An 18707-nucleotide genomic window follows, 5' to 3' on the forward strand; every position below is an offset into this window, starting at 1 on the left:
TACTCGCCACCGTCAAAGACGGCCCTCACAAACAGGCGGCGAGCAAGCTCCATCGCAAAACATGGCAACGTGGTTGCGCTGGCACTACTACAAGCGGGGACGGGACTTCGCATCTCAGAGGCGCTGGCGGCGACGAGACAATCTGTAAAAGTCGCTAATGGGCAAATCGCGATCAGCATTACATCTGATCAATCCAAAACGCACAGAGGCCGTTCTATCCCGTTCCTGGACAAGCGTGTCGAAAAGTTTTGGTTAAACCGGCTCGACGGACTAGGAACGACCGACCCACTGATCCCTTCGCCAGGAGACAAGCAGGCGCACTGGCGCACCGACAACGCCGTGAAAGCGTCAGCGGCTCTGTTTAAAGATGTCGGCGCGCAGGTCCAGGACGACCACATCGCTTTAATGAGATCCCATGACTGGCGCACGGTGCTCAATAACCGGGCCATCGCGCGAGGGGTGCCCGCCCAGGTGCGTGCAGCCTACTTCGGGCATGACGTCGACGTGAACGCGCGCAACTACACGGATTGGACTGATGTCGACGCTATGCGGGGAGCCTTGAATCTCGGTGAAGAAAGTGGGACTCAAAACGGGACTTAAGAGTCGGTAATCCGCGGTAAGGCGCAGTAAGGCCCAGTATGCTTATACCTCTCTAATCAGCAGGTAAAAGGGTAATAACTGCAGGTGGCTCGAACTTGAGGGTGAGAACCCAGAGGTCGTTGGTTCGAATCCAGCCCCCGCCACTAAGAAGAGACCCCTACCGGTGCAAACGCTGGTAGGGGTTTTCTTTATTTGGGGGTCAAATCACCGTTTGGGGGTTAAGCCGTTAGGTAGTCGTTGGGTCTGACGAACTCGCGCACTTCACAACCGGGCATTGAAGGACGGTCATCAGAAATGCAGCGTGAGGCGCTGCTCGATTAGTCGGGCTGAAGGTACTTAGCTTGAGGGGATTGCTGGGTTGATTCTGGTCGACTTGCCTCAGCTCATGTACGCGCTGCTAGCTTTCGGTTTCACATATCGATGAGTTATTCACTTATGGATACGCTGGAGCGCATCGATGGGTGAATCATGCATCGATAAGTGAGCGCAATACTGGCAAAACGGTGGGAAGACAGCTGCCAGACAGGCCCGGACAGCCCACGCTGGGCTCGCAAATGTGGGCGGTGTGGGAACTTCTACAAAGCCCTGGCTTTCGATTTCTTTAACCAGATCATCGGCGGAATCAACAGAGCCAGGCCACCGATAAGTGCGACCCCACCGAATAGCCACACCAGTCCGGCGATGATGGCGATGGGGGCGAGGATGGCCGCCGCGATTTCGAATGGTGCGAAGCCCACGTAGGCCATGCCGAACTCCTCGAGAGTGCCGGATTTCTGCTCCGGGTCCACAATCTTCAGGACGGCGATACCCGTGGCTACGGAAGCGGTTGCCCAGCCCCAGCTGAATACGGCGCGCTCGAACCAACCATGTTCGAAGACTCGTGGTGCGACGTAGAAGAACAACACCAGGCAGAAGGCCAGACCCACGACGAACAGAATAATCAGCGGGACGATGTAGGTGGCCACTACTGCCGGCACAATCGACGCGATGCCCACTGCAACCAGGAAGTCCGTCGACGCGCCGGAGACCGAACCCATCAACTTCGTATCCAGGTAGTGCGGTGCCTTAATCAGGTGCAGTACTCCAACACCCGCCAGGCCGACGAGGAAGGCCATCGCGAACAGCGGGAAGCTCAAGGCCGGGAAAGCGTCATTGACCAAGTTAGTCAGGATATTCGCCAGGAAGAGCGTCCCCGCCAGTGCCGCGACATGCAGCGCAATCGGCTCAATTGAGGACGGGCTCGTGGTCGCACGTCCCACGCTTGGACGCTGGCCGGGAAGAGAGATAATGCCGGTACGCATGTCCTCCGGCAGTTTATCCAAGGCGGGCAACTCGTTGGTGTGCCCCTTCTTTGAACCCCAGCGGGCAAAGATAACGCCACCGACAATTGCGGAAAACATGCCCACCGCGGCGGCTGTAAAGCCCAAACTCGTGGCCTCAGTCCCGGCCGAGTCCAGTGCGCCACCAACTGCTGCTGCCACACCGAAACCGCCGACGAAGCCGACGGGCAGCATGATGCCGAACCAGTCCGGAGTATTGAACAGCGGGGCGAAAAGAATCACGCCAAGCAGTGCGAAGAAGCCCCACTGTGCCAGGTACATGCCCACGGAATAGGACCACATTGTTCGCGCGCGCTGGCGAACCTTGGCATCGAAGTCCATTGTGAACGGCAGGGCACCGAAGACTGCGGCGATTAGAATCGTCGCATAGTCGCCGAAGTGCTCGCTGAACTGGATGATCCCCAAAGCGTTGGGGCCTAGTAGCAAGCCGAGTAGGCCTGCAGTAATCGGTGCAGGAATGAGGAGCTTCTGGAACCAGGGGATGAATCGCCGCATCAAATTACCGATGATGAGCAGCAACGAAATCCAACCGATATCCATCAAGACGTCGAAGGGCGTGTAACCATCCACGGGAATTGATTACTTTTCTCGTTGGTGGGGTTTCACCAATGAGCAATTATGTGAATCGCATCGTCAATTCATAGAAAAATTAGAATAAAACCATAGGAATACCTCACGATTGTACGTCAGTTACCGAGAGATTTTGTGGCTTCAGTCACGATTAAGTTCCTCGCATGCACGATAAAAGCCGCCTACCCAGTACTTTCCGGGGAGGCGGCTTGTGGTTGTGGTTAGACGGTTCTACTGTCGGCCATTCCTAATGCGCGACCAGGCTGCTGCGACAACCAGGCCAACGCACGCGATGGCGAGGTAACCCCACATGTGATCGGCGCTGGTCTGAATGGTCTTTGGCGGAGCAGGAGTGTTCTCCGCGGTCAGCACGCTTTCTGCGTCTCGGCCAGAGGTGATGTCATCGATCCAGTCAGCCGTGCCGGCGAGGGTGGTGATAGCTGCGCTGGGGGAGGGGAGGTCAGGGTCGCCATTGGAGGTTCCGGCAGTAGCCAGGCCCGCGAGCTTACCGTCGACGAAGAACGGGCCGCCGGAGTCACCGCCCTGCATACCCGCGCCAGAGACGGAATGTGCGTCGAGGATGGCGCTTTGAATCATTGGCATCATGGCAGCGTCGGCTGGGATGCTTTCCGTTCCTGCGGGGATCGACTCGGTTTTGGAGTCATCTGGCTTTACTGCATCCGGCATGGCACCGCCCGGAACAGCCTCACCAGGAGCGGCCCCATCTGGAGCAGCCTCACCTGGAGTTCCATCAGCCGGTCCTCCGCCTAGCAACTCATTGACGACCATCTTGGTCATCGGAAGCTGCCCGGATCGTGCCATGGACGAACTGCTACTCCAGCCATAGAGAGTTCCCGTCTGTCCAGGTGTTGGGATATCGCGGGAAACATTCGCGGGTGTTGCGTCAGTGACCTTTTGGGTCAGGTGGAGCAACCCCGCATCAGACATTGGAGACAGCGCCCAAGAATCGGCATCGTAGACCTTCCCGCCGATGCGGGCCTGGGTCCCTTCGTTGTTCACAGACTCCAGGCAGTGGCGTGCAGTGAGCACCCACTGGTCGGCAACCAGCGTCCCGGTACAGTCACCGAAATTGCCGATTTTGCCAATCTTCAGCGCGGCCACAGAACTGCTTTCAGCATTCGCAGGTGCGGGTTCGCCGTTTTCCAATGCAAGAGCTGGGGCTGCAGATAGAAGCAGGGTGCTGCTAACAATTGCTGCGATGGAAAAAGATGTTTTCTTCACGGTTATTTCCCTTTCCCAGAAGGAACAATGGCCTTGATTGCGGTGGCAACGAGTTTTTCGGCAGGGCCCTGTCCGACAAATTTCTTCCAGAGGCTAGCAATGACGAGGAAGAATACGATGAAACCGGCTGCGGACAACGTGGAATGCAATACAACATTCTGCTGCCAATAAAACGCGGTGAGAACGTGCAGGATGTAGATAGTCAGTGACATTGTTCCCATAGCCGCGAATGGGTAAACCACAGCTGGGAAACGATCGCCTACGAACAGGCACAAGTGCAACACAATAGCGGCAACAGCGACGGAGAGAATGATTTCGCCGAAGACGCCAGTGTGTCCGGTAAAGCGGAGCCAGCCAGCAATCTCTGGATCAAATCGGAAGTACATGCCGACGGCAGTGACGACAACGCTGACAGCGGTGACAATCCAGCTCAACCGAGCATTGGCGCTGTTCTCAGAGGTGGAAGTGTCTTGCAGGCGACGGCGTAGGTAGACGTCGTAAAGCAGCATGCCGCCGATGAAATATGCGATCCACGCGAGTAGCGGATAGATCTGCGGCAGCGTCATAGGCGCGTACTTAATTGTGGCGGCGATGGTGGCGGCGATGAAGAAGCCGACTCGCCACCAGGTTCCGAGCGCTGGCATCCAGGAAACCAGCATCATTACCAGGCCCATGATGACGAGGACCACCTGAATTTCTCCACCCACCGGCAATAGTGCCAGGCCGATGAGAATGATTAGGGCGCCGCGAGTGATCAAGCGCAAGAAGGTAGTGCTGCTGTAATTGCGGCCGATGATCATCATTGTGGCGCCGGCGATAATGGCGAACAGTGATGAGGGTAGGCCAGAGAGCACAACCTTTGTGCTCCAAAGTAGTGAGGCCATATGGACAATGATCATGCCGATGATGGCGAGTGAGCGCGCTATATCGAGCCCCACAATTCGGGTAGGTTTATTCACCCCGGATTTCTCCTTTACTACAACTTATAGGGAGGTGCTCTTTGGTAAAAAGCACTCTCTACAAATGGCGTATTGAAAACGACTTTCTAGTTGTAGCAGCCGAATCTGACAATACATTAAGTGAGCATGTGTAAAACACGGTGTTTCGTCTGTGTTTTTACTGGGAAACTAGCGCGTTCAAAAAGCCCAGGGGCACGCGTAACCTAGTGGCATGAGATCAATGCTGACGAGTTTCACCTGGGCTGAGGTGCCAGGAGTCTTCCTCGCGTACCTGTTGATTATTGCCATCCCCACCGCTCTCGCTTGGATGGGTGCCGCGTGGCTGGCCAAAAAGTCCGGCGAGCGTATCGCGTTTGGGCACACGATTTTCGTCTTTGTCGCAGCATTCCTAATCTGTTTTTGTACGCTCGCGTGGACGCTCGAGGGCGAATACGACTACTCGCCATGGCAGGTTTTCTGCAGTGGCTTCGCGATGGTCATCCTTACTGCCTCTGCCATGATGCGCGTGCCCGCCCCAACTCTGAACCTTCTGCCCACGTGGTGGGCAGCGGTCGCCGGCTATGCCCTGTGCTGGAGCATCATCGCCGGCACTGACGACACCACCGGGCTTTGGGGAGTCGGTCTGATATTCCTGCTCCTCGGCCTCATCGCAGGCGTTGGCGCAGTCGTGTGGCTTACGCTGGCGATAAGGAGGCTTTTGTTGGATTCTGCCGCTTAGGGATTCTTAGTGGAACAGAGTTCGACAGCTAACTCGTCGATACGGCGCTCGAGGTCATCGCGAATCAGATCCATGCGTTCTTCTCCGTCGATGCCTCGTTTTGAAGGCTCGTCAGTAAGCCAACGCTCGAGTGAGCCTTCAGCGTCCGAGGGGAGCTCTACATGAGCGACATCGCCGATGATGACAACACGATCTGCAGTCTGGAGGAGCGTGGGGTCAATGGGCTTTGGTGATGCACCGTCCATAGAGGCGCCGATTTCTGCAACTGATTTGGCTGCAAGCGCATTGGTAGTAGTTTTGGGGTTTGTTCCTGCTGAAAGGGCGATGAACTGCGTGGCATATTTTGCACGCGCAATGGCCTCGGCCATCTGGGATTTACCGGCATTTGCAACGCAGATGAAAAGTACCTTCGGGATTTCCTTCACTTCAGAACCCTTTTTCTATAGTTTGTCCGGTACGGAAAGGTCATTGGGGAAAAGGCGCGGCCCGAGCCAGCGGGTGACGTAGACAAGTGCAACGAGTACGGGTACTTCAATAAGTGGTCCAATCGTTCCCGCAAGTGCTTGCTGGGACAATGGGCCGAAGGTGCCAATCGCAACCGCAATTGCCAACTCGAAGTTATTTCCGGCGGCCGTAAAGGCAATCGATGCGGAGGTTGCGTAGTTCATGCCCGCGGCCTTGGCCGAAGTGAGAGCGATCGCGAACATGGCGAGGAAGTAGATCACTAGTGGTAGCGCCACTTTCGCAACGGTCCAGGGATTCTCAAGAATCTGCTGTGACTGAAGTGCAAAGAGCAACACGATTGTGTATAGAAGGCCGGCAAGCGCCAATGGTGAGATTTTGGGCAAGTAGTCATTTTCATACCAGTCGCGACCACGGGCGCGTTCACCAACTATGCGTGATGCTGCGCCAGCTAGAAGCGGAATACCGAGGAATACCACTACGGATAGTGCGATTGCCCAAAAAGAAAAGGTGGCGGAAGTGGTTTCCAGTCCCAACCAGGAGGGCAGAATCTGCAGGTAGAACCACCCTAGAGCGCCGAACATGAGAATTTGAAATAGCGAGTTTACGGCCACCAATACGGCAGCGACTTCAGTATCGCCGCAAGATAGGTCGTTCCAGACCAAAACCATTGCAATGCAGCGGGCGAGACCGACGATAATCACGCCAGTGCGCAGTTCTGGACTATCGCTGAGGAATATCCAGGCAAGGATGAACATCAGTGCGGGGCCGAGAATCCAATTGAGGAAGACTGTGATGCCCATCAGCTTCCTTGATGTCAAAATTTCGCCCGTTTTGTCGTATCGAACCTTTGCGAGCGGTGGGTACATCATGACCAGCAAGCCGATGGCGATTGGTACGGAAATTGTCGCAATTTTTGCCTCTGCCAGCCAGTTCACAAATGACGGTGCAATTTTTCCGAGAATGAGGCCAATTGCCATTGCAGCTGCAATCCATAGCGGCAAGAAGCGATCTAGGAAGCTGAGTGACTTTGTAGTCTGTGTCATAGTTTCCGGTGTAATCAATATATCGATGATTGTCAATATATTTTTTGGGGGGCGTGTAGCCTCAACAGGTATGGACGAAATCTCAGAATGCTGTGCACTTGGCGGTCGGCCTCTCGACACGGCGGAAGCGCAAGCTGCGGCAACGCTCTTCAAAGCGCTGGCGCAACCGACGCGCCTGCAAATTTTGTCTCAGCTCGCTGCCGCTGGCTGTAGTCCGATGACCGTGGGTGAGCTGGCCGCTGTTTCTGGGCTTAGTCAGCCGACGGTGTCGCATCATTTAAAGACCATGGCGGATGCCGGGCTGCTTACTAGGTCTAAGAGTGGACGGGTAGTAACCCATGAGGTACGCCCTGAAGTATTTGCTGAGCTGCGACGTATCCTGGATATCGGTCACGCGAACGGGAGCTAGTGGGGCGCTCGTCGCAAATTGCGATAGGTTGGAAAACCCTGTTTACCAGTTCAGGCGCTTGACGACGGCGTCGTGAAGCAACCCATTCGTCGCAACCGCGTCCCCGCCGTGCGGCCCGTCGACTCCCGCTAGGGAAGTGAAGCGGCCGCCAGCTTCCTCCACCAGAATCGCAAGAGCTGCCAGGTCCCACAGGGAAACTTCTGGCTCGGCGGCGACATCGACCGCACCCTCCGCTACCAGGCAGTAGGAAAAGAAGTCGCCATAGCCACGAAGGCGCCAGGCGTCATCGGTGAGACCGATGAAGTTGTCGCGCAGGTCGCGCTCGGCCCAACCTGTGAGCGAAGAGTTAGAAATTGAGCAGTCCGCGATGTTCGCCACCTTCGAGACTTCAATGAGGCGCTCAGCGGCTTCCCGGCCGCCGACCTGCACGCGCTTGAATGCGCCGTCGCCCTTGGACGCCCACCAGCGACGTCCCAGCGCAGGTGCGGAGATTACGCCGACAACCGGCTTGCCGTCTTCCAACAGGGCAATCAAGGTGGCCCAGACCGGGACATTGCGCACAAAGTTCTTCGTGCCATCGATGGGGTCGATGACCCACTGACGGCCCTCAAACACAGCTTCGCCACCGAATTCTTCGCCGAGGACCTCATCGCTCGGGCGCTTGTCCGACAGAATCTCGCGGAGCAGCTTTTCGCACGCGATATCGGCATCGGAGACCGGCGTGAGGTCGGGCTTGGACTCGACGACTAGATTGGCCGCCTCGAAGCGGGACATCGTGAGGTCATCGGCTGCGTCGGCAAGCGACAGTGCAAGGGCGAGATCTTCGGAGTAAGAGGTGGTCATGGCCGAAATTCTAGCGCAGAACCTCACGCAGCTCTGCGACCTGGCCGCTTGAGCCCGCGAGCTTCCAGCGCCGCACCGACGTGCCTTCGCCGCCTGCGCCCGTAATAAGCGCATATCCAGGCAGCCAGTCCCAGGCCGCGACGTCGCGCTGGAACCATACGCCGATGCGGCCGTCGGCCACGCCTGCCATATCCACTGACGCTGAGCCCAGCATGCGCCAGGTAGCGCTGCGGGACACTGCATCCAGCCAGGACTTTGTGGCTGTGACCTCGGATTCCTCGCTCGAGCTCACCACTGTGGTGTGGAGGTATGTCGCTGCGCAGACTTCCGAAAGCGGGTGGTCAGTGACCCGGAGATCGTCAACAGTGCCGTCAATGTTGATACGAGTGGTCGGGAGACTGGGGCCACCAATCCAGCTTTCGCCCGTGGCCGGACGGTGCACCGCGCCGAGGATGACCTCGTCCGGATTGTTCGCATCTCCCATAACCAGCGCCAATGCGCTGCACCAGTAGTCCGAACCAGTGGTGAAGTTGTAGGTGCCATCGACAGGGTCAATCACCCACGTGCGACCAGACTGGGACTCCTTCGCCGACCCTTCCTCGCCAAGGATGCCGTCCTCCGGGCGGAGCGCGGCCAAAGCCTCGACGACGAACTTCTCCGCTGCGCGGTCGGCCGCGGTGACGACGTCGGAAATCGATGTCTTGTACTCCGTGACCAGGCCTTCGTCGCGCATGCGAGCAGCAATGGCAGCGGCACGCTTCACGATGGCAACCGCAACGCTGGTATCCGATGCCACAATCGACTCGGATACTTGGGAGAGAAAGAGTTCTAGGTCTTGGCTGGAATCTTGGCTGGCGGTGGATTCAGACATACGTCCTATTGTGCACCGAAACAGGCGGTATAGCTAAGGTAGTACCCGTGAACCCGGATCTGAATGCTGACCTCAAAGAACTCGACGCGACGCTGACCACCATTGAGAAGGTGGTCGATGTCGACGAGCTTTCCGACCGGATCAGGGAGTTGGAAGCCCAGGCCGCCGATCCGTCGCTGTGGGATGACCCCGACCACGCGCAGCAGGTCACCAGTGCACTGTCGCAGGCGCAGGCGAAGAAGAAAAAGATCGACTCGCTGCGCGGGCGCCTCGACGATCTCTCCGTGATGTATGAACTCGCGGAAGAGGAGGGCGACCCCGACGCCGTCGAGATGGCCGATGCCGAACGCGCTGAGCTGCGTGCCGACATCGAATCCCTCGAGGTCACGACGATGCTTTCGGGGCCTTACGACGAGCGCGAGGCGGTCATCAACATCCGCTCCGGTGCCGGTGGCGTGGATGCCGCTGACTGGGCCGAGATGCTCATGCGCATGTACCTGCGCTGGGCCGACAAGCACGGGCATAAGGTCGAGGTTTACGACACGTCCTACGCTGAAGAGGCCGGTATTAAGTCCGCTACTTTCGTCGTCCATGGCGAGTACATGTACGGCACCCTCTCGGTCGAGCAGGGTGCGCACCGTCTGGTTCGTATTAGTCCTTTCGACAACCAGGGGCGCCGCCAGACTTCCTTCGCTGAGGTTGAGGTGCTGCCGGTTGTGGAGGAAACGGATCACATCGACATCCCCGAGTCAGATTTGCGTATCGACGTCTACCGCTCCTCCGGCCCAGGTGGGCAGTCGGTGAACACCACGGACTCCGCGGTCCGACTTACGCACGTCCCAACCGGCATCGTGGTGACCTGTCAGAACGAGAAGTCGCAGCACCAGAACAAGGCATCTGCCATGCGTGTTCTGCAGGCGAAGTTGCTGGAGAAGAAGCGCCAGGAAGAGCGCGCGGAGCTGGACGCTCTCGGCGCAGGCGGCAATGCCTCGTGGGGTAACCAGATGCGCTCCTATGTGCTGCACCCGTACCAGATGGTGAAGGATCTGCGTACCGAATACGAAGTCAACAACCCGCAGTCGGTCCTCGACGGTGACCTCGACGGTTTCATTGAGGCCGGTATTCGCTGGCGCATGGCTCAGCAGTCCGAAGGGGAGCAGCGCTAGAACGGCGGTTCGTCTTCGGGCGCTTCCGGTGTCTCGGGAGTTTCCGGTGCTTCCGGTGTGGTGGGCTCGTCGGCTTCTGATTTTCTCTTGTTTTTGTTCATTCCCAGTTCTTCGCGAGCCTGATTTGTCAGCTCCTGTGATTCGCGGAGGTTTTCCAACCTCTGCTCGTTGTACTCCTTGAGTGTCTGTGCTTTCTTTGTCTTGCGCAGGTCGAAGGAGTAGCGACCGTGGCCGGAGAGCGGCCCTGATTCTGTGCTGATTAGGGCAGCTTTTTCAGCGCTCTGATCAGTGGCGGAGGTCCAGTACTCCACGCCGTCGATATCGCGCACGACATTCCAAAGACCGGCCGTTTTTAGATTGTGGTGGCGACGGCATAGGCAATGGAGGTTGGGCGTCTCGGTTTGGCCACCTTCGTCGGGATTCTCGTGGTTATACGGCTGAATGTGGTCGATGTCGCACTTCGTCGCATCGACATCACATCCGGGAAAGCGACAGGTGCCGTCTCTACCTTGGATGTAAGTACGCTGTCGCTCTGTTGGCGAGTACTTTTCCGTTTTCTCGTCCGCTAGTAGCCGGATGCTAGTGACCCGATCGAGCCAGGATTCAGCGGCGATTTTGTTGATCCACCCTAGGCCGCCAATCCAGGCTTCTTGGGGCTTGTCTTGGGTAAGCGGGCAGTACAGATTCAGTGTGGCGGTGACCTGAGCAGTCCCGTGCAGAAGGTGTGAAAAAGCCTCGACGAAGTCGCAGTCTTGATCAGCGGTGATTTCTTCCAAGACCTTCTGAAACTCAATTGCCCGCTCAGGCATCAGTTCCATGGTGACTTCAGTGAGGGTGTCCTTTAACTCGAACTTTATAGATTCGCCAGCTTTTTGTTCGATGCCTTTTTGAAACGAAGTGATCGGCGGGTCGTACTCATTCTTCGGGCGCAATAGCGGGCTGACTTCATCAATAAGTCGCTGAATATTCTGTTGAAGGCTCCGAACTCCGCGAAGAACTTCACCATTGACTCTCGGCGTGATCAGCTCAAGGAGATGGTCTTCGAAATATCTCACAGCCGAGGGGTCATCCAATGGGAGGATGGCCGTGGCAATGACCCGCATGTGGGGAAGCGGTAGCTGTGCGCGTTTGAGCAGAAGCTCTTTTAACCGCGGGAGTCGCTCTAGTTGCATTCCGACATCGATGTACTGGAGTGTTCTCCCACGTGACATGCCAAGAGCTGGAGCGATTTTGGCGATGTAATCTTCGACATCTTTTGTTGAAGAACAGGGAACACAAGCAAGGGCAAGCTTCAAGTCAGCTCGATTGCGGTCAATTCCAAGACGTGCTGGTGCTGTTTGAGAAATCTCATGGTGAAAGCGTGGCGCTGTTGCTTCCATCGCCGCAGTGTAAGTGCGTTTGCGTGGTATATTTTCCCCGCTGGCCATTGTTGAATCCCCCTGAAAGATAAGGCCTGGACGTTGAAATGTTGGAATAGGGAAGAGGTAGGGAAAGTATTTTCGACTAGCTCTGAGTGTTAACTTTCCGAGCTTCAAGCAGCTCGGCGATGCTATTCGGTGTTTTTAATCCTCGTGTTTAATCTTTCATGGCTCATTGTAATCGAACAGGCAAGCGAATTAAAGGGGTATTTAAAGATTTTTGGGGAAAATAATTTCGAATGCCGCTATGGCGTGAGCTTTCGTGCAGTCGCGCGCTCTGGGGTAGCGTTCGACGCCGCCTGTTCCCGCAATCCCGTCACGGCGACCAATTCCACGCATTCCAGAGTGACTTGAGTGGCTTAAGTGATTAGAGTGTCTACTTATGATCACTTTCGACGGGGTTACCAAGTCCTACTCGACTTCTAGCCGACCAGCTCTCGACGACGTTTCAGTCCACATAGATAAAGGTGAGTTTGTCTTTCTCATTGGACCGTCGGGCTCTGGTAAGTCGACCTTCCTGCGCCTTATGGTGCGTGAAGAGAAAGTGGATTCAGGAAAACTGACGGTTGCAGACCAGGATCTAACCAAGATTTCTCGTCGCAACATCCCTAAATTGCGTCAAAAAGTGGGGTATGTCTTCCAGGACTTCCGCCTGCTGCCAAAGAAGACGGTGTACGAAAATGTCGCGTTCGCGTTGCAGGTAATTGGCAAGCCGAAGGCGAAAATCGACAAGGCAGTTCCGGAAACGCTCGAAATGGTCGGGCTCTCGGGCAAGGAAAACCGCTACCCGCACGAGTTGTCTGGTGGTGAGCAGCAGCGCGTCGCCATTGCTCGCGCCTTCGTCAACCGCCCGCTCATCTTGCTTGCCGACGAGCCCACCGGCAACCTCGACCCAAGCACCTCCGGTGACATCATGCTCCTGCTTGACCGCATCAATCGCATGGGCACGACCGTTATTGTGTCGACTCACGACAACGATGCCGTGGACTCCATGCGTCGCCGCGTGCTGGAGCTGGAGCTGGGGCGTCTCGTGCGTGACGACGCCACGGGTGTTTACGGCCTGAACAACTAGCAGACAGTCCATCGGTAGAAGAACTCATTCGAAAGGTATTACTGACCTATGAAGACTCGCTTTGTCCTCGGTGAGGCTTTCTCCTCCTTGGGCCGAAACATCACGATGACCATCGCGATGATTATTACGACTGCGGTGTCGTTGGCGCTGCTTGCGACGGGCATCCTGGTTACTGAGCAGACCAGCCGCACGAAGGATCTCTATCTCGATCGAGTAGAAGTGCAGATTGAGCTGAATGAACAAATCTCCGCCGAAGACCAAACTTGCTCCTCGCCGGAGTGCGCTGACGTCGTCGGCAAGCTTGAAGAGGCTGACGGCATTGATTCGGTGACCTTCCGAAATCGTCAGCAAAACTTTGACCACTTCGTGGAGATGTTCAAGGACAGTGACCCCGTGCTCGTGGAAAATGCGACGCCGGAGTCGCTGCCGGCTGTCGTGATGGTGCGTTTGAGCGATCCGACCGATGTCAGCCCGCTCGATCCGATTCGGGAGCTGCCACAGGTCGACCACGTTACTGACCAGCATGAAGAGATCGGTACTGCAGCTCAGAACTTGGATTCGGTGCGAAATGCGACCTTCCTGCTGGCTGCGGTGCAGGCCGTTGCCGCTGTGTTCCTGATTGCGAACATGGTGCAGATTGCGGCGTTCTCGCGTCGTAAGGAAGTTGAGATTATGCGCATGGTCGGTGCCAGCCGTTGGTTCACGCAGGCGCCGTTCGTCCTCGAGGCTGTGATTGCGTCGCTGATTGGTGGTGTGCTGGCCATTGGTGCGCTGTTCCTGGGCAAGGCGACGGTCATCGATCCGGCGCTGAGTAACCTGTACAAGGCACAGCTCCTGGCGCCGCTGACCAACGGCGATATCGGTGTGGTGGCGCCGATCGTGGTCGTTATTGGCATGGTCTTCGCTGGGCTTGTTGCGCAGGTCACGCTGCGTCTTTACTCACGCGACTAGGGTTGCAAAAAGGTTAGCTATTAGGCCCCGCGGTTAAACCCGGCGAATAGGGTCGTCGCGCCCTGCCGGGTAAACTGTGGACTATGAATAATGACGACGTCCAGCGCCCACCGAAGCTCGACAAGAAGGCTTATGAGGCCGAGCTTAAAAAGCTCCAGGCAGAGCTCGTCGAAATGCAGCAGTGGGTAGTAGAAACCGGTGCCCGAATTGTCATCGTGATGGAGGGGCGTGACGCTGCCGGCAAGGGGTCGGCCATTAAGCGCATCACGCAGTACCTGAACCCCCGTACCTGCCGTGTTGAGGCTCTGCCGGCCCCAACTAGCCGTGAGCAGGGTCAGTGGTACTTCCAGCGGTACGTCGAAAAGCTGCCGACTGCTGGTGAAATCGTGATTTTCGACCGCTCCTGGTACAACCGTGCCGGCGTTGAGCGGGTCATGGGCTTCTGCACCTCCCAGGAGTACCGTCGCTTCTTGCATCAGGCGCCGATTTTTGAGCGTCTGCTGGTCGAAGACGGCATTATCCTGCGTAAGTACTGGTTCTCTGTGTCGGACGAGGAGCAGGTTGCCCGCTTCAAGTCCCGCCGTGAGGATCCGCTGCGCCGCTGGAAGCTCTCGCCGATGGATTTGGAGTCCATCACCCGCTGGGAGGATTACTCCCGTGCAAAGGATGAGATGTTCATCCACACCGATATCCCGTCCGCACCGTGGTTCACGGTTGAGTCTGAGGATAAGAAGCGTTCGCGTATCAATGTCATCAACCACCTGTTGACGACCATTCCGTACGAGCGCATTCACCGCGATGTTCCGGAAATCCCGGAGCGTCCGGAGTCGGAGGGAAGCTACGAGCGTCCGCCGCGCACGGAGTTCCGCTATGTGCCGGACGTTGCCGCCAATCTCGAGGCTGACCGCGTAAAGGGCGCAGGCAAGTCCGATAAGAAGGGCAAGAAGCACAAGAAGGGCAAAAAGGACAAGAAGAGCAAGAAGAAGTAGCTCCTTAGTCTCAGTGAGGTTCTGGTCGTCAGAACCTTCGCAGCAGAACCTTCCCGTCAGAACCTTTCCCTGGTTAGTTATCTGTGTCACACTGGGTGACATGACTGCTACTGATAACGGTTCTGGCACTGCACGCACCGAGGTCGATGAGCCGAAGGTGCTGCGAGAAGTCCACGGGCGATCTGGTCACCTTCGGCTGAATAGGCCGAAGGCACTTAATTCGCTCGATTTGGATATGGTCACCGAGGTCGTCGAGGGGCTCCGCGCATGGCGTGACGACGACTCGGTGGACCACATTGTTGTTTCATCCGGTCACCCCAAGGCGTTTTGTGCCGGTGGTGATGTGCGCGCAGTTCGGCAGGCTGTGCTCGATGGCGTTCCGGAGCAGGGGGAGGAGTTTTTCCGGGATGAGTACGAGATGAACGCGATGATTGCGGAATTCGCGCAGTCCAAGCCATATATCGCGATTATTGATGGCATCGCTATGGGCGGTGGCCTTGGTGTTTCCATGCACGGCTCCCACCGAATCGTGACCGAGCGTGCCAGCGCTTCCATGCCAGAAATGGCAATCGGCTTTATTCCCGACGTTGGAATTACCCACTTTTCGCAGCATGTGAACACGCGGTTAGGAGGGCCCTCGTCGGCAATCGCGAGGTTTACCGGGCTGACCGGTTACCGCCTAACTGCGGCGGACATGCTGTGGTCTGGATGGGCGACACATGCGGTGCCATCCGCGCAGCTGGACGAGTTTGTTGCGGCTCTGGACCGCGATGGAATTGATTCGGCGCTCGCGGAGTATGCGCTCGATGTGGACTCAGCTGAGGCTCGTGATCTGCTCGGGGATCCGCAGTTGGCCGAGTGGAGCGACTGCATTGAGGCTTGCTTTGGGGCTGATACCTGGGCGGAGATTGAGCGAGCTCTCAACGAAGCCGCTGAGGCGGGCTCTTGTGCATCGTCAACAGTGGAGACTTTTCGCGACCTGCTGGCACCCGCCAACCCGGAAAGTCTCGTAGCGGCCGTGGAACTCTATGCGGCTAACTCGGCCCACGAGGTCACCTTGCAGGAGGCGCTAGACCGGGAGATGAAGCTTGGCGCTTACATGCGTCAGCACCCCAATTTTGCCGAGGGCGTGCGGGCAGTGTTGGTGGATAAGGACCGCGACGCCGCCTTTAAGCCCGCTACCGTGCAGGAAGTTGATGTCGAAGAGATTCGACAGCACCTTCGTTAGCTGGCTATGCGTTAGACAAAGCTGTGGCGGCCAGTCGTCGGCGCGAAATCATCGGCAATCATGGCCGCCAATTCGAGATAACTCTGGGTGGTGGCGGGCTGGAGATTGTCCAGCTCGATATTGGCACCATTCGCGATATGCGGATCGTAGGGGATGACCTGTACTGCGCGGCAGCGCTGGGCAAATAACTCGTGCACGGTCTCTGTGGACAGTCCCTGTTTATTTAGCTCGTTGACCACCACGACAGTGGTAGAGACCAGCCGTTCGAAGCCGTGCGCTGAAAGCCAGTCCAATGTCGTCCAGGCGCTTTTCACGCCGTCCAGTGCAGGCGTGGTGACCAGCACCAGACAATTGGCCGCAGACAGAATCGAAGCGGAGATGGGCTGCGTCAGGCCGGTACCGCAGTCTGTCAGACTCACGTTGTAATGCCGCCGAAGGATGTCGAGGGCCGCGCAGTATTCGCCGTCGGAAAGCGCGATCGTCGATGTCGGATTTTGGTCGCTGCCGACAACCTCCAGCCGTGACGGCGTGTGTGATGTATATGCGCGGACCTGCGCGTATTTGTCCGTATCCGGGGCTCGGAGCAGATCGCGAATAGATGCGGGATTGGCTGCGGTGACGCGTGCACCGAGGGTGCCAAAGTCCGGATTCGCGTCGATTGCGACGATTCGGTCACTGCGCAGGCTTGCAAGCGTGGCGCCCAGGCACATGGTTGTCGACGTCTTGCCAACGCCGCCCTTCACGCTGATAACAGCGATGTTGTAGTCACCGTAGATAGGCTGTCGCACCCGCTCTATCAGCTCGCGTTGCTTGCGTGCCGACGATGATTCCCGCGGTGAAATTGCGCCCCAGGTGGCCTTATGAACCCAGCTGCGCCAGCCCGACTGTGGTGCCTGCCGCGAGTTCAGGCTAGCGGCCAAGTCTGAGACGGAAACTGCGTGATTGACTGCGTGTTTGGTGGAAGCCATAGACTTCATCCCCTCCCCAAAAATCCCCAAAGTATGTCCCCGCCGTCGTTTTTACCACGCAGCCAGGACGACGGCGACTCCAAAGAAGGCATCGAGAATTCCGACCTGTTTCGGAGTCCACGGCCGAGCGCGGCGAGCGCCGGAGATTGGCATGGTAAAAGACCTGATGAGAAGCCCAATTGCGACGATGGGCACACCGATGCTGATGAGGTTCCGGTCGTGGAGGAGGAGCCACCCGATGATGGCCACGGCGGTAATGAGAACGTGATACGTGACCGAGCCAATGAGCCACTGGCGGTTGCCGCGCTTGCGAATCATAGTTTTTACATAGGGCACGGTGCCGACGAAATATCCAGCGTAGATAGCCGCAATTGCCCAAGCTTTCGGGGTTGGTCCGGCGATGATAGGCACCATGAGGCTAGCGGCCAGAACGGTGGAGACACCAGAGAGAAGTGAGCGCGGTCGGCGGCGGTAGGTCTCCCAAATAGCGATAGCGGCAAGAGGGGCAATGAGGGCGACCCAGGTGAGGAGGGAAACGTCGGCAAGCAGTGTGATGCAGCCGGCGACGGCAGTGAGCGCGGTGTACGTGGCGGCGGGTGCGAGGTGGCGGCGTTGGCGACGAGAGCGGAGCCAGACGCTCACGGCGAAGAATGCGAAGTAGCCGAGCAGCCAGGTCGCGGTGACGGCAAGGCCTGTCCATGTGGGGGTGAGGGCGAGAGCGGTCAGCGGGGGAATGGTGACCATGAACCAGGCGCCGTGCTGGTCCGGAACCCAGCCAGCGGAGCGCTTGTGATGGGAGCGGCGGGCGGGGCGGGGAGGACGTGGTTGGCGGGGCTTTTGGCTCATACTACGCATTGTAGATGCGTAATTATGTCGGGGCTGTATTAGAACCTCATATTGAAACCTCATTGAATAAAATGCACATGCGCGCAAGGCGACAGTGCTAACGTTGAACTCGCATTCTCAGGGCGAGGTGAAATTCCTCACCGGTGGTGATGCTGCGGCTGACGCAGACAAGTCCACGAGCGCCCTACCTGTGGCCAGAAGGGTCGTCAGGTAGGGGACAAGCAGATTTCGGTTGGAATCCGAAACCGACGGTCATAGTCCGGATGAAAGAGAAGGAGTTGAATAATTCGTGGAATACGTGTCGGATTTTTTGGTGGGTTTCCTCACTGCACAGCTCAGTGTGGCGGGAGCACCAATCTTGATTCGTGAAATTGTCGGTAACCTCTTTGGCCTGGCGTGTGCCTTCCTAGGTATGAAACGGAAGGTATGGGCTTGGCCGGTCGGCATTATCGGAAATGCCTTGCTGTTTACCGTCTTCCTCGGCGGAGTTTTCCACACGCCGCAAAATCTTGATCTCTATGGCCAGGCGGGGCGTCAGGTCATGTTTATCGTCGTCAGTCTCTACGGATGGTTCAGCTGGGTCAAGAGCCGCAATCAGAGCGGTGACGAGGTCGCAATTGAGCCTCGGTGGGCGACGGCATCGGAACGCATTGGGATGATTACCGTGGCTATCTTCGCCACTGTGATTTGTGCCAATATCTTTGAGATGCTGGGCTCGTGGGGGCCATGGGCCGATGCCTGGATTTTCGTCGGTTCGATGTTGGCGACCTGGGGTATGGCCCGCGGGTGGAACGAATTCTGGCTAATTTGGATTGCCGTTGATGCCGTGGGAGTGCCGTTGCTGCTCAAGGGTGGCTACTACCCGTCGGCGGCGCTGTACCTCTTCTACGGATGCTTCGTTATTTGGGGCTTTGTCTCCTGGGTTCGCCTCGAGCACCAGAGCGACAATGACCAGCAGAAGAGCTCCGCGACCGACCAAGTACCGGCTTTGGCAGCAGCCGAGCGGTAG

Annotated in this window: 19 protein-coding genes and 1 riboswitch; of the genes, 9 read left to right on the top strand and 10 right to left on the bottom strand. The window is 57.3% G+C overall.

The genetic code is table 11. From position 1 onward, the window contains the following. Nucleotides 1–69 precede the first annotated feature (69 nt). The gene (locus tag CRD13_RS08785; protein WP_049156218.1) at nt 70–600 is read left to right on the top strand and encodes a tyrosine-type recombinase/integrase; all 531 of its coding nucleotides are present in this window, start codon (nt 70–72) and stop codon (nt 598–600) included. A gap of 575 nt (nt 601–1175) precedes the next feature. On the opposite strand, the gene CRD13_RS08790 is transcribed toward CRD13_RS08785, so the two are convergent. The 3 genes from CRD13_RS08790 to CRD13_RS08800 all read right to left on the bottom strand — a co-directional run bounded on the left by CRD13_RS08790 (nt 1176) and on the right by CRD13_RS08800 (nt 4711). After that, nucleotides 1176–2510: a sodium/glutamate symporter gene (locus tag CRD13_RS08790; RefSeq protein ID WP_053087273.1), complete on the bottom strand. Its 1335-nt coding sequence runs from the start codon at nt 2508–2510 to the stop codon at nt 1176–1178. 231 nt (nt 2511–2741) lie between these two features. Continuing rightward, nucleotides 2742–3752, bottom strand: coding sequence for a trypsin-like serine protease (locus tag CRD13_RS08795; RefSeq protein WP_187401526.1), 1011 nt, complete (start codon nt 3750–3752; stop codon nt 2742–2744). Between the two features lie 2 nt (nt 3753–3754). Next, the gene (locus CRD13_RS08800; RefSeq protein WP_070652796.1) at nt 3755–4711 is read right to left on the bottom strand and encodes a DUF418 domain-containing protein; all 957 of its coding nucleotides are present in this window, start codon (nt 4709–4711) and stop codon (nt 3755–3757) included. A gap of 211 nt (nt 4712–4922) precedes the next feature. On the opposite strand from CRD13_RS08800, the gene CRD13_RS08805 reads away from it, so the two are divergent. Further along, on the top strand, nt 4923–5429 hold the full coding sequence (locus tag CRD13_RS08805) for a hypothetical protein (RefSeq protein ID WP_049172180.1): 507 nt from the start codon (nt 4923–4925) through the stop codon (nt 5427–5429). Here CRD13_RS08805 and CRD13_RS08810 read toward each other — a convergent pair. Both CRD13_RS08810 and arsB read right to left on the bottom strand, forming a co-directional pair. Continuing rightward, the gene (locus CRD13_RS08810; protein WP_187401527.1) at nt 5426–5854 is read right to left on the bottom strand and encodes a low molecular weight phosphatase family protein; all 429 of its coding nucleotides are present in this window, start codon (nt 5852–5854) and stop codon (nt 5426–5428) included. The genes CRD13_RS08805 and CRD13_RS08810 overlap by 4 nt on opposite strands. A gap of 15 nt (nt 5855–5869) precedes the next feature. Beyond that, the gene (gene arsB / locus CRD13_RS08815) at nt 5870–6937 is read right to left on the bottom strand and encodes an ACR3 family arsenite efflux transporter (protein WP_076773203.1); all 1068 of its coding nucleotides are present in this window, start codon (nt 6935–6937) and stop codon (nt 5870–5872) included. A gap of 70 nt (nt 6938–7007) precedes the next feature. On the opposite strand from arsB, the gene CRD13_RS08820 reads away from it, so the two are divergent. After that, complete coding sequence (locus CRD13_RS08820; protein ID WP_187401528.1) at nt 7008–7346, top strand: helix-turn-helix transcriptional regulator; 339 nt, start codon at nt 7008–7010, stop codon at nt 7344–7346. A 42-nt stretch (nt 7347–7388) separates the two neighbouring features. Here CRD13_RS08820 and hisN read toward each other — a convergent pair whose 3' ends face one another. Together hisN and CRD13_RS08830 are read right to left on the bottom strand one after the other, a co-directional pair. Beyond that, nucleotides 7389–8189 carry a histidinol-phosphatase gene (gene hisN, locus CRD13_RS08825; RefSeq protein WP_187401529.1) on the bottom strand — a complete coding sequence of 267 codons (801 nt, stop codon included), beginning with the start codon at nt 8187–8189 and terminating at the stop codon, nt 7389–7391. Between the two features lie 10 nt (nt 8190–8199). After that, on the bottom strand, nt 8200–9060 hold the full coding sequence (locus tag CRD13_RS08830) for an inositol monophosphatase (protein ID WP_187401530.1): 861 nt from the start codon (nt 9058–9060) through the stop codon (nt 8200–8202). A 47-nt stretch (nt 9061–9107) separates the two neighbouring features. On the opposite strand from CRD13_RS08830, the gene prfB reads away from it, so the two are divergent. Further along, complete coding sequence (prfB, locus tag CRD13_RS08835) at nt 9108–10226, top strand: peptide chain release factor 2 (protein WP_049189559.1); 1119 nt, start codon at nt 9108–9110, stop codon at nt 10224–10226. Here the strand turns inward: prfB and CRD13_RS08840 are convergent. Further along, entirely contained in the window at nt 10223–11605 is a 1383-nt protein-coding gene (locus CRD13_RS08840; protein WP_224783740.1) for an HNH endonuclease signature motif containing protein, read from the bottom strand. The genes prfB and CRD13_RS08840 overlap by 4 nt on opposite strands. A 421-nt stretch (nt 11606–12026) precedes the next feature. Here CRD13_RS08840 and ftsE point away from each other — a divergent pair, with 421 nt between their 5' ends. The 4 genes from ftsE to CRD13_RS08860 all read left to right on the top strand — a co-directional run bounded on the left by ftsE (nt 12027) and on the right by CRD13_RS08860 (nt 15884). Beyond that, entirely contained in the window at nt 12027–12716 is a 690-nt protein-coding gene (ftsE, locus tag CRD13_RS08845) for a cell division ATP-binding protein FtsE (protein ID WP_016423233.1), read from the top strand. Between the two features lie 48 nt (nt 12717–12764). Further along, the gene (gene ftsX, locus CRD13_RS08850; RefSeq protein ID WP_016423232.1) at nt 12765–13667 is read left to right on the top strand and encodes a permease-like cell division protein FtsX; all 903 of its coding nucleotides are present in this window, start codon (nt 12765–12767) and stop codon (nt 13665–13667) included. An 83-nt stretch (nt 13668–13750) separates the two neighbouring features. Next, on the top strand, nt 13751–14656 hold the full coding sequence (gene ppk2, locus CRD13_RS08855) for a polyphosphate kinase 2 (RefSeq protein ID WP_049172194.1): 906 nt from the start codon (nt 13751–13753) through the stop codon (nt 14654–14656). Nucleotides 14657–14756: 100 nt separating this feature from the next. Next, entirely contained in the window at nt 14757–15884 is a 1128-nt protein-coding gene (locus tag CRD13_RS08860) for a 3-hydroxyisobutyryl-CoA hydrolase (protein WP_070595379.1), read from the top strand. A gap of 11 nt (nt 15885–15895) precedes the next feature. Here CRD13_RS08860 and CRD13_RS08865 read toward each other — a convergent pair whose 3' ends face one another. Together CRD13_RS08865 and CRD13_RS08870 are read right to left on the bottom strand one after the other, a co-directional pair. Next, nucleotides 15896–16852 carry a MinD/ParA family protein gene (locus tag CRD13_RS08865; protein WP_246817603.1) on the bottom strand — a complete coding sequence of 319 codons (957 nt, stop codon included), beginning with the start codon at nt 16850–16852 and terminating at the stop codon, nt 15896–15898. A gap of 51 nt (nt 16853–16903) precedes the next feature. Continuing rightward, nucleotides 16904–17698 carry a YwiC-like family protein gene (locus CRD13_RS08870; protein WP_065419938.1) on the bottom strand — a complete coding sequence of 265 codons (795 nt, stop codon included), beginning with the start codon at nt 17696–17698 and terminating at the stop codon, nt 16904–16906. 109 nt (nt 17699–17807) lie between these two features. Continuing rightward, a riboswitch (FMN riboswitch) is annotated at nt 17808–17977 on the top strand. Between the two features lie 10 nt (nt 17978–17987). Here CRD13_RS08870 and pnuC point away from each other — a divergent pair. After that, nucleotides 17988–18707, top strand: coding sequence for a nicotinamide riboside transporter PnuC (gene pnuC / locus CRD13_RS08875; RefSeq protein WP_049192843.1), 720 nt, complete (start codon nt 17988–17990; stop codon nt 18705–18707).

It is taken from the genome of Corynebacterium sp. LK26, from assembly GCF_014335085.1.
In the GTDB taxonomy this organism is placed as follows: domain Bacteria; phylum Actinomycetota; class Actinomycetes; order Mycobacteriales; family Mycobacteriaceae; genus Corynebacterium; species Corynebacterium jeikeium_D.